At 50.5% G+C, this 8,722-nt stretch carries 9 protein-coding genes; all 9 read left to right on the top strand.

The genetic code is table 11. The features are described 5' to 3' along the window. The first annotated feature begins 304 nt into the window (after positions 1 to 304). The 9 genes from JKP77_RS19490 (at position 305) to JKP77_RS19450 (ending at position 8,594) form a co-directional block, all read left to right on the top strand. Entirely contained in the window at positions 305 to 712 is a 408-nt protein-coding gene (locus JKP77_RS19490; protein ID WP_218312843.1) for a hypothetical protein, read from the top strand. Between the two features lie 269 nt (positions 713 to 981). Next, positions 982 to 1,566: a DUF2726 domain-containing protein gene (locus JKP77_RS19485; protein WP_218312842.1), complete on the top strand. Its 585-nt coding sequence runs from the start codon at positions 982 to 984 to the stop codon at positions 1,564 to 1,566. Between the two features lie 169 nt (positions 1,567 to 1,735). Further along, positions 1,736 to 2,449 (top strand): 5'-methylthioadenosine/adenosylhomocysteine nucleosidase, encoded by a 714-nt coding sequence (locus JKP77_RS19480; RefSeq protein ID WP_218312841.1) that lies wholly within the window; start codon positions 1,736 to 1,738, stop codon positions 2,447 to 2,449. A gap of 10 nt (positions 2,450 to 2,459) precedes the next feature. Next, positions 2,460 to 3,425, top strand: a complete 966-nt coding sequence (locus JKP77_RS19475) for a cobalamin biosynthesis protein (protein ID WP_218312840.1) — start codon at positions 2,460 to 2,462, stop codon at positions 3,423 to 3,425. Continuing rightward, positions 3,422 to 4,237, top strand: a complete 816-nt coding sequence (locus JKP77_RS19470; RefSeq protein WP_246601300.1) for a cobalamin-binding protein — start codon at positions 3,422 to 3,424, stop codon at positions 4,235 to 4,237. The genes JKP77_RS19475 and JKP77_RS19470 overlap by 4 nt, the downstream gene beginning before the upstream one ends. A 99-nt stretch (positions 4,238 to 4,336) precedes the next feature. Next, positions 4,337 to 4,741, top strand: a complete 405-nt coding sequence (locus JKP77_RS19465; protein ID WP_218312839.1) for a rhodanese-like domain-containing protein — start codon at positions 4,337 to 4,339, stop codon at positions 4,739 to 4,741. Positions 4,742 to 5,329: 588 nt separating this feature from the next. Next, a complete protein-coding gene (betT, locus tag JKP77_RS19460) occupies positions 5,330 to 7,378 on the top strand; it encodes a choline BCCT transporter BetT (protein WP_218312838.1) in 2,049 nt (682 codons plus the stop codon). Positions 7,379 to 7,737: 359 nt separating this feature from the next. Beyond that, positions 7,738 to 8,286 (top strand): YaeQ family protein, encoded by a 549-nt coding sequence (locus tag JKP77_RS19455; RefSeq protein WP_218312837.1) that lies wholly within the window; start codon positions 7,738 to 7,740, stop codon positions 8,284 to 8,286. Then, entirely contained in the window at positions 8,286 to 8,594 is a 309-nt protein-coding gene (locus tag JKP77_RS19450) for a hypothetical protein (protein WP_218312836.1), read from the top strand. Before JKP77_RS19455 ends, JKP77_RS19450 begins: the two co-directional genes overlap by 1 nt. Positions 8,595 to 8,722: the final 128 nt, after the last annotated feature.

The following is an 8,722-nucleotide window of genomic DNA, read 5'->3' as shown; positions in this document are numbered from 1 at the left end:
ACGCTGTGTAAGACTCAAACCTAAGAAGTATCCAGTGAAAAGAAAAATGCCAGTCAGTTCTTAACTGACTGGCATTAGGCCACACGGCCCCTTTTTTGTTGCCCGACGACCCAAGCTGAATCTGAGCATCAGTGACGCTCCCGCACACGGGGTACAAACTGATACCCTGTCATCCGCTGCAATACCTAAACGCAAGCGGTTCTGATTGCGTTTACCCGGCGCCCTATCTACTATACTTAAGAAACATGCGAATGAGTCTATGGCTTCTTGCCAGTGGCCGCACGTAATAGAGGTAGTAATCACCATGACAACAACTCTCGCACGCACAATCGCACTTAGTGTATGTAGCCTGGCGATTTCAGGCGCGGCGCTATCTGATACGCTGAAAATGGAACACGCTCCGTCGGTTGATACTGCGTCAACGTGCCCAACCGCGTTTCACAGCATTGCTGTGCCTGACTCAGCCAAGCAATGTCAGCTTTTCGACACCGCTGTGGATGACAGTGTATTCCCCGCCAGCATGGTATATTTTATGGCGGACAATAAAGAAAACGTGATCAACTTCTATCAACAGGCGATCCCCGGGCTTACCGTTCATAGCACGTTCAACCAACGAACGCTGCTGGTTGCCAAAGACAACGCGATCCGGGTGGTAGTTTCTCCGGACGGCAATGGCACGCAGGTAGATATTCTGGTAACGGCCAAAAGCTAACAACGACCCTGACTGCAGGCATGTGTCCTTAACGCCGCGACACATGCGCTAAAGCCCGCTTTTTTGACACTCACATCTCTCGCAAATTTAACTTACACATACCTTACCCCCCTTACACAAATGCAGATTTCACGGGCTTTGCAGCGAAAGTGAAAAAGTCAGACGCATTGGCACTTCCCTTGCAAAATCCACTAGGAAATCACAGTCACCGACTTTAGTGTCATTTTTCTGACGCTTGTGACTGACAATAACGGTTTGTGAGGATCATTATGGAACTGGCATTAATTTTATTGATGTTGCTAATTGTGGTAGCCCTGGGTGCAATGAAACTGTCCGATAACGGTGTGGCTTTTCCATTCAGGCGAAAGACGTCGTTGTTTACACCGGCTGAGCAAACGTTTCTGAAGCTAATCGAGCAGGCTGTCGGCAATGAGTTTCGTATTGTCTGCCGGGTAAAGCTGAGTGATTTACTGCAGGTGCGTCAGGCCACGAACAAAAAGCAGGCCAGCGCAGCGCTGTCGAGAGCCTCTTCCCGTCAGCTTGATTTCGTGTTGTGTGATAAGCAGGACATGTCCCCTATTATGGCGATTGATCTTGTCCACAATCAGGGCAAAGACGGTTACAAGACCCAGCGCGACTGGTTTGTCTCTGGCGCATTAGATGCAGCCGGCATGCCGCTGGCAAGAATTAAGGTCAAGTCAGGTTACAGCGTGGATGATATTCGCGAATGCATCGAGCATAAACTGCTGCCTTACCGACGCATGCAACAACGTGTGGCACAAACGCCAACGCTGAATCCGGCAAAACCAAACCGCCCTACCCGCCCATTGCGTTCAAGCAAAGCGGCAGCGTAATACCGGTTATTTTTTCACGTGCGGACAGACGCCCCCTGTCTTCCGCACGGTTTTCATATTCCCACCTCCTCTCCCTGTCAGTTTTGGATATTTGCCAGTACAATTAGCGGAATCTCTTCCGCGGGTTACCGCGGCATAATGCTGTCAGCAGCAATAACAGGAAATGTACATGATCAAGATTGGTATTCTGGGCGCAATGGACGAAGAAGTGGCATTGCTTAAGTCATCGTTGAGCGACCTGCGTAAAACACAATGGTCTCACCTGACTTTTTTTGAAGGCACCTTGCACGGTGTTTCGGTCATTCTGGTTAAGTGCGGTATCGGTAAAGTGGCGGCGGCGTTAGCAACAACCGCGCTGATAGAACGATTTTCTCCGGATTACGTGGTTAATACCGGCTCTGCGGGTGGCTTCGATACCAACCTGACCATTGGCGATCTGGTTATTGGTAGTGAAGTGAAACACCATGATGTCGACCTGACACACTTTGGCTACAAATTAGGCCAGCCGGCCGGCGGCCTGCCAGAAGCCTTTACGTCAGACACGACCCTGGTAGAGGCTGCAGAGGGCGCCGCTGAGACGCTTTCCGGTTTACAACATGTTCGTGGTCTTATCTGTACTGGTGATGCGTTTATCGGTTCAGATGATGCTGTTGCCGAGCTAAGACGTAAATTTCCTGACATGCGCGCAGTAGAAATGGAAGGAGCAGCCATTGCGCAAACCTGTCACATGCTTGATGTACCGTTTCTGGTGATCCGCTCGTTATCCGATATCGCCGGCAAAACGTCATCCGTGTCATTTAAAGAATACTTAGATACGGCGGCCAAACATTCTGCCCAGCTGGTTATGGAAATGATCCGCAGGCTGGCCCGGAAAGCCGACTGAATTTTGCGCCATGGAGGCCATACTTACTAATTCAGTGCTCTCTTCGCTGGTGATATTGCTGGTAGCCGTGCTGCTTGACGCCGTGTGGCGATGGCCGGTTTCCTACCACCCGCTGACATTGATGCGCTTACTGGCCAGAGGGATGGGCAAAAAGGTCCTGCCATCGCGACAGGACGCCCCTGCGCAGCATTATATTTCCGGTACACTGGGAGCGGTTGTGCTTATCGCACCGTTGGTAGTTCTTACCGCATTGCTGGTTTACCTGGCAGAGTATCCGGTTTTTTTTGATGCCATCATCATGATCGCTGTACTCGATTTCAGTCATGAGCGGTATCGATATCGCCAGGTTGTAAACACCGTAGGTAAAAATAAAAAAGCGCTGAGTCGCGAGCTGGTATCAGCAATGGTGCTGCGCGAATGCGACAGACTTACCGACATTGGCATTGCCAAAGCCGCCATTGAGTCTCTGGTCCTAAAGTTTTATTACCTGTACGGCGCGGTCATATTCTGGTTTCTGGTAGCAGGACCCATCGCGGCGTTAACGTACAGATTGCTGCTGTTACTCTCCTGGGAATGGCATCCAAGGCGCGGAGGCTACCGCTATTTCGGTATGCCGGTAAGAAAATGCGTGCGCCTGTTAAACTGGATACCGTGTGTTTTGATGGCATGCGTCATGTTGTTAGTTACCGACATAGTCGGCGCAATCAAAGCACTGAAAAGTGCACCGGTAAAAGATCGCACATCCCTGCTGCTGGCGGCATTTGGCGGTGGCAACGGAATTCGGCTTGGCGGTCCTGCCTATTACCAGGGACAAAAATATCGCTATCAACGCGTCGGCGGCCCAAGAGAGGTCCGATTCTCTGACATGATTTACTGCAAACGCGCCATCATCCGCGCTGCGATTCTTTATGTCAGCCTGATCAGTTTAACATTGCTGGTAACCGGCATGTTGGCAAACCAGGTGGCGCTGCCATGATGCGTTTTTACTCCGTGTGTTTCGCTATCTGTATTTTGTCAGCCACCAGCGCGGCTGCCGCACCGCGCATTGTTACCCTGGCACCGCACCTTACCGAATGGGTTTACAGCCTGGAAATGGGCGATGCCCTGGTTGGCGTTAGTGCCTACAGCGACTATCCCGATGCGGCAAAGGCGCTGCCTCAGGTTGCTGACTATAATGGCGTCAACTTTCGCGCGCTTATGGCGCTCTCGCCTGATCTTGTGCTGGCCTGGGAAGGTGGCAACAAACCCCAGGATATTGCGCGGCTAAAGCAACTGGGTTTTACCGTATTTTTGTCTTCGGTGCGTACTCCTGAAGATATTGCAGATGAGCTACAAGCACTGGGTAAGCGGATTGATAAATCGAATCGTGCAGCAGCGCTGGCATCTGCTTACAGAGAGCAGCTTGCCTCGCTCAGAGCGCAATATCACCGCGATGAGCCGGTGCCGGTACTGTATTACTCTTGGACATCCCCATTAATGACCGTAGGACAAGATGCCTGGCCGAATCGTCTGCTGACGATTTGCGGTGCCCGCACCCTGTTTACTGATGCCCCAAACGACTACCCGCAGGTAAGCGTACAGGAAGTCCTTAAACGTCAGCCTGCGATATTAATTGCAGCTACCCGGGCGTCCGTGCAGCAAGCCAGCGCGTTCTGGGAGCCGCACCGGAATGTTTTGCAAGCGCCTCTGATTACCGTTGATCCGGATATTACCAGCCGGTTCACCCTGCGACTGCTACCTGCACTCAGCACACTTTGTCACTCGATTTCAGCCATCAGAGACGCCTGATTGTTGACGGGAAAACATTGAATTTATGCCCTGAAAAGCGTTACATTAGCCGTATCTTTTGAAGCCATCTGGCGTTCAGCGTCATCTTTACGGTTTTCTATGCGTATTTTGGTCGTGGGTATTCTTTTTGCTCTGGTCGTCATCAGCGGGTTTTTCCTGCAATGCGATGCCGTGGCAAAACAGCCCGTCAGTGTTGAAGCCTCTCCTTATCTCATCGAACGGGTCAAAAATGATGAGTGGCTGCTCATTGATGTGCGCTCGGAAGAGGAATATAACGAAGGGCATATTCCCGGTGCGGTAAACATGCCGCATGACCAGATCCAGTCTTACCTTGATGAACTTGATGGCTGGCAGGATAAACCTGTCATTGTTTACTGTCGCTCAGGACGGCGCGCTCAGCTGGCAATGAAGGTGCTTAAAGATCTGAAGTTTACCTCTCTGCGTTCTCTGGAGGGTGACATGCTGGGGTGGAGCGAATCCGGCTTGCCTGTCAGTCAAATGTAGTACTTTCCCCTTGCCCGTTTAACGGCGGGTATCTGAGAATTTATCACTTTTTTCTCTCTGCTCACGCATACCTTTTGGCTCGTAGCGCATAGCGCTGATGGCCTGCCTCACTTTCAGAAAAACCTGAGTAGTCTCTATACCGCGTCTTGTTCATGCTTCGTACGCGCAGTAAATGTTATATCCACAGCCAGGAAATACACTTCTTCTCAGGTATTTATATTTATTTGTGCTAATCCAAAGTTAACCTGAACTGCGTATAGGTGCTTATGTGTTGAGAAAAAAATATAAACGTGGTTTATGTGGACAACACACTGTCGATACCGACACTACTGTTATCCGGCACATTTATCAGATACGCGCCGTGAGATATCCGTTGCCACTGACATCAACCTGGCAGAAGCGGTACCGCCGTAATGGCTGACACCCGTTCGTATTTTTTTCTCACCCAACGCTTTTTCCAGCAGCGCCTATACTCGTTGCACACCAGTAACGATGTTATGCGCACACTCATTTACCCAGGGACTGGCAATGACGCGCTGGAAGCAAAGGAAACCTGAATACGTATCAGAATAAAGTGAGGATATTGTGATGTCGGAAAAGAGTAAGCAGGAGCATGACGGGGAAGAGGAAAAGGTCCGCGTCAATCCGATACCGTTTTATGGCGCAGTTATCGGGATTACATTTTTTGCCCTCTGGGCAATACTATTTACTGAAGCAGCCAGTAGCGCGATAGGTGCTGCACTGTCCTGGATTTCATCCACGTTCGGCTGGTTTTACTTTATTGTCGTTGTCGCCTACTTAGTGTTTGTTATCGTCATCGCACTCTCACCCTGGGGAAAAATACGGCTTGGGCAGGACCATACCCGACCGGAGTTTCCCTTGCTCACATGGGCTGCCATGCTTTTTGCCGCAGGCATCGGTATTGACCTCATTTTCTTCTGCGTCGTCGAACCGATCACTCAGTATTTAGCGCCTCCCATAGGTGTAGGAGAAGGGGCGGAAGCAGCACGTAACGCCATTGAGCTTACCCTTTTCCATTGGGGAGTATCTGGTTGGGGTGTCTATACGCTGGTCGGAATGACACTGGCATACTTCAGTTACCGACTGGGCTTACCCCTGGCTATCCGCTCGGCTCTGTATCCACTGATTGGTAAACGTATTTACGGCCCCATTGGGCATACCGTCGATATTGCCGCCGTTTTGGGTACCGTATTCGGACTGGCTACCAGCCTGGGTATCGGACTAATACAGTTGAACTATGGTCTGAATCACGTATTTGGCGTGCCTGAAGGCCTCATGACGCAAATAATACTGGCGTTGGTAGTGATTGTATTTGCCGCCATATCAGCCGTCACCGGGGTAGATAAGGGCATCCGTAGGCTGTCAGAATTCAATATGCTGCTGGCTCTGCTTCTGATGCTGTTCGTGCTGTTCGTTGGCGATACCCGCTTCCTGCTGAACGCGCTGGTTACCAATATCGGTGATTATGTCACCGGCTTTGTTGGCCTCTCCTTTGAAACTTATGCATTTGACCAGCCTACCGATTGGCTCAATGCCTGGACACTATTCTTCTGGGCTTGGTGGATAGCGTGGGGGCCGTTTGTAGGGCTTTTCCTTGCACGTATCTCACGCGGTCGCACTATCGCTGAATTCGTTGCCGGCACGCTAATCCTTCCATTGACCTTTATGATTGTCTGGATGTCCGTCATGGGGAACAGCGCTATCGACATGGTCATGGGGGGCGCTGAAGAATTCGGTCAGCAAGCCATGAATAATCCGGGCTCAGCAATCTATCTGTTCCTGGAACAATTCCCGTGGGCTGGCCTGACCACGATTGTCGTTAGTATTCTGGCATTCATTTTCTTCATCACTTCAGGTGATTCCGGTTCGCTGGTGCTGTCTAATCTGACGTCGATTCTGAAAGACCCCTACAGCGATGCTCCTTCGTGGATGCGGATCATGTGGGCCACGATAATCGGGGTTCTGACCATTGCGCTGATGATGGCAGATGGGTTAACGGCCCTGCAAAGTGCTGTGGTGGTCACCGGATTACCCTTTGCTATTGTATTGTGCGTAATGATGGTAGGACTGGTGAAAGCGCTGCGTCTTGAAGGCTTAAAGCAACGTAGTATCGATGCCAATCTGCCTACCTTCCCGCACACGGGTGAAGGGTCGAAAAGCTGGACTGAACGTCTGCAGCGCGCCATGAGCTTCCCGAATGAGAAGCAATGCCAGGACTTCCTGGATAATGTGGCGAAGCCGGGTATGGAGGCCGTGAAAAAAGAGCTTGAGGCCCGCGAGCTGAAAGTGGATCTGATTGATCGCAACCACGCCGAAGAGGAATATCTGGCACTGAAAGTAGATTTACAAAGTGCGCAGGACTTCTACTACGAACTGCGACCCAGCAAGCATCTGATGCCCTCTTTCGCAAGAGGATCGGTTAAGGGTGATGAACGTTACTACCGGGTTGAGGTTATGCTGGTAGAAGGCGGTCAGGGCTACGACCTGATGGGGTATACCAAGGATCAAGTGATTGCCGATATCCTTGAGCACTTCGAGCGCCACATGCACTTCCTGCACGCGCAGCGCTCTCAGCCAGGTGCGAACGTAGAACTGTTCAAGCCCCAAAACGAGTAATGTCGTAAAGCGTGCTTCTGAAATTGACGCATTGATTCAAACGCTGCTTCCGGTTTCCCGGTTGCAGCGTTTTTATTGTGCTAATGGTAATGCAACGTTAAATCGCGTCAAAAACAACTTGTCTGGCGCGGATAGGGCCAGAATTCTGCACAAACGTGCCAGTGCGGTCTTTATCAGACAGAGACGTGGTGTAGTGGTAATAAATGATTGATGAGCATCCAGGTGCAGCACGCTCTCAACGTATTTTGAGATTGATTGCGGACGACAGCTAACAATAACTGATAATATACGCGCCAAATTTAGCGGATGACATCGATGCCAATGTCTCCGTCGCTGCACCGTGACTACTCAGGATAACCATGGCTCTTAAAGCAACCATATTTAAAGCTGACATATCGATTACCGATATGGACCGCAACTACTATAACGATCACAATCTGACTATTGCCCGACATCCCTCAGAGAACGACGCACGCATGATGCTTCGTGTAATTGCATTTATCGTCAATGCCCATGAGCGACTGCAGTTTACCAAAGGCTTATCTGATGATGACGTCCCCGACCTGTGGCAAAAGAACTTCAGCGATGAAATAGAGCTGTGGATTGAGTTAGGTCAGCCGTCAGAGCAGCGCATAAAGAAAGGCTGTAATCAGAGTCAGCAGATGATGATTTATTCTTACGCCGATAACAGCTTTGATGCCTGGTGGAAAAAAGAGAAGTCGAAGCTACAGCTAAGAAAGAATTTATCGGTATTTACGCTGCCGGAAGCTCTGGCTGCAACGCTGGCCAACGCCGTGCAGCGCTCCATGCAAATTCAGGTAACCATACAGGACGGACAAATGTGGTTAACCATTGAAGGGGCTGACGTGACCGAAAGCGTAGAAATAGCGATTGAGAAACACCTGTAATGAAAACCCTTTCCGCAGTACAGAAAAAACAGCAGGCCATTGTATTCAGTGTTGCCGACATGCTTGAAGCACAGGCCCGGGAAGCGCTTGATGGTATGGTGCAGTGCTGGTTCGACGTGCAATATCATCAATTTCCCGGCTCGCTGTTGCTGCGCTTTCAGTTTACTGATGAGCAGGCACTGGCTGCGGCGAAACCTGAAGTAAAGAAGTGGCAAAAACGTTTAAGCGCGGCCTTACTCAAAAAGGGCGTCGTATTAAAAGACATGCGCAGGCATCTCATCTTCACTGTCGACGGACCAGACGCGTAAATAACAGCATAAGTTTTGTCTGGCACAATGCGCATTCTTTCTCAGCGACCTGACCGTTCATCGTGTAAACTACACTTCCCGCAAAGGCGACAAACGGTTACTCTTTTTACCAGGGAAGACGGGGTCGC

Source organism: Alteromonas antoniana, from assembly GCF_019249295.1.
Lineage (GTDB): Bacteria > Pseudomonadota > Gammaproteobacteria > Enterobacterales > Alteromonadaceae > Alteromonas > Alteromonas antoniana.
The sequence above is the reverse complement of the archived record's forward strand: the minus strand, read 5'-3'. Positions and strand labels throughout refer to the sequence as shown.

What these genes read in the sequence shown, in the direction of transcription:
- betT (WP_218312838.1), top strand. Translation starts at nt 5,330, where the DNA reads ATGTCGGAAAAGAGTAAGCAGGAGCATGACGGGGAAGAGGAAAAGGTC.
- JKP77_RS19450 (WP_218312836.1), top strand. Translation starts at nt 8,286, where the DNA reads ATGAAAACCCTTTCCGCAGTACAGAAAAAACAGCAGGCCATTGTATTC.
- JKP77_RS19455 (WP_218312837.1), top strand. Translation starts at nt 7,738, where the DNA reads ATGGCTCTTAAAGCAACCATATTTAAAGCTGACATATCGATTACCGAT.
- JKP77_RS19485 (WP_218312842.1), top strand. Translation starts at nt 982, where the DNA reads ATGGAACTGGCATTAATTTTATTGATGTTGCTAATTGTGGTAGCCCTG.
- JKP77_RS19465 (WP_218312839.1), top strand. Translation starts at nt 4,337, where the DNA reads ATGCGTATTTTGGTCGTGGGTATTCTTTTTGCTCTGGTCGTCATCAGC.
- JKP77_RS19490 (WP_218312843.1), top strand. Translation starts at nt 305, where the DNA reads ATGACAACAACTCTCGCACGCACAATCGCACTTAGTGTATGTAGCCTG.
- JKP77_RS19480 (WP_218312841.1), top strand. Translation starts at nt 1,736, where the DNA reads ATGATCAAGATTGGTATTCTGGGCGCAATGGACGAAGAAGTGGCATTG.
- JKP77_RS19475 (WP_218312840.1), top strand. Translation starts at nt 2,460, where the DNA reads ATGGAGGCCATACTTACTAATTCAGTGCTCTCTTCGCTGGTGATATTG.
- JKP77_RS19470 (WP_246601300.1), top strand. Translation starts at nt 3,422, where the DNA reads ATGATGCGTTTTTACTCCGTGTGTTTCGCTATCTGTATTTTGTCAGCC.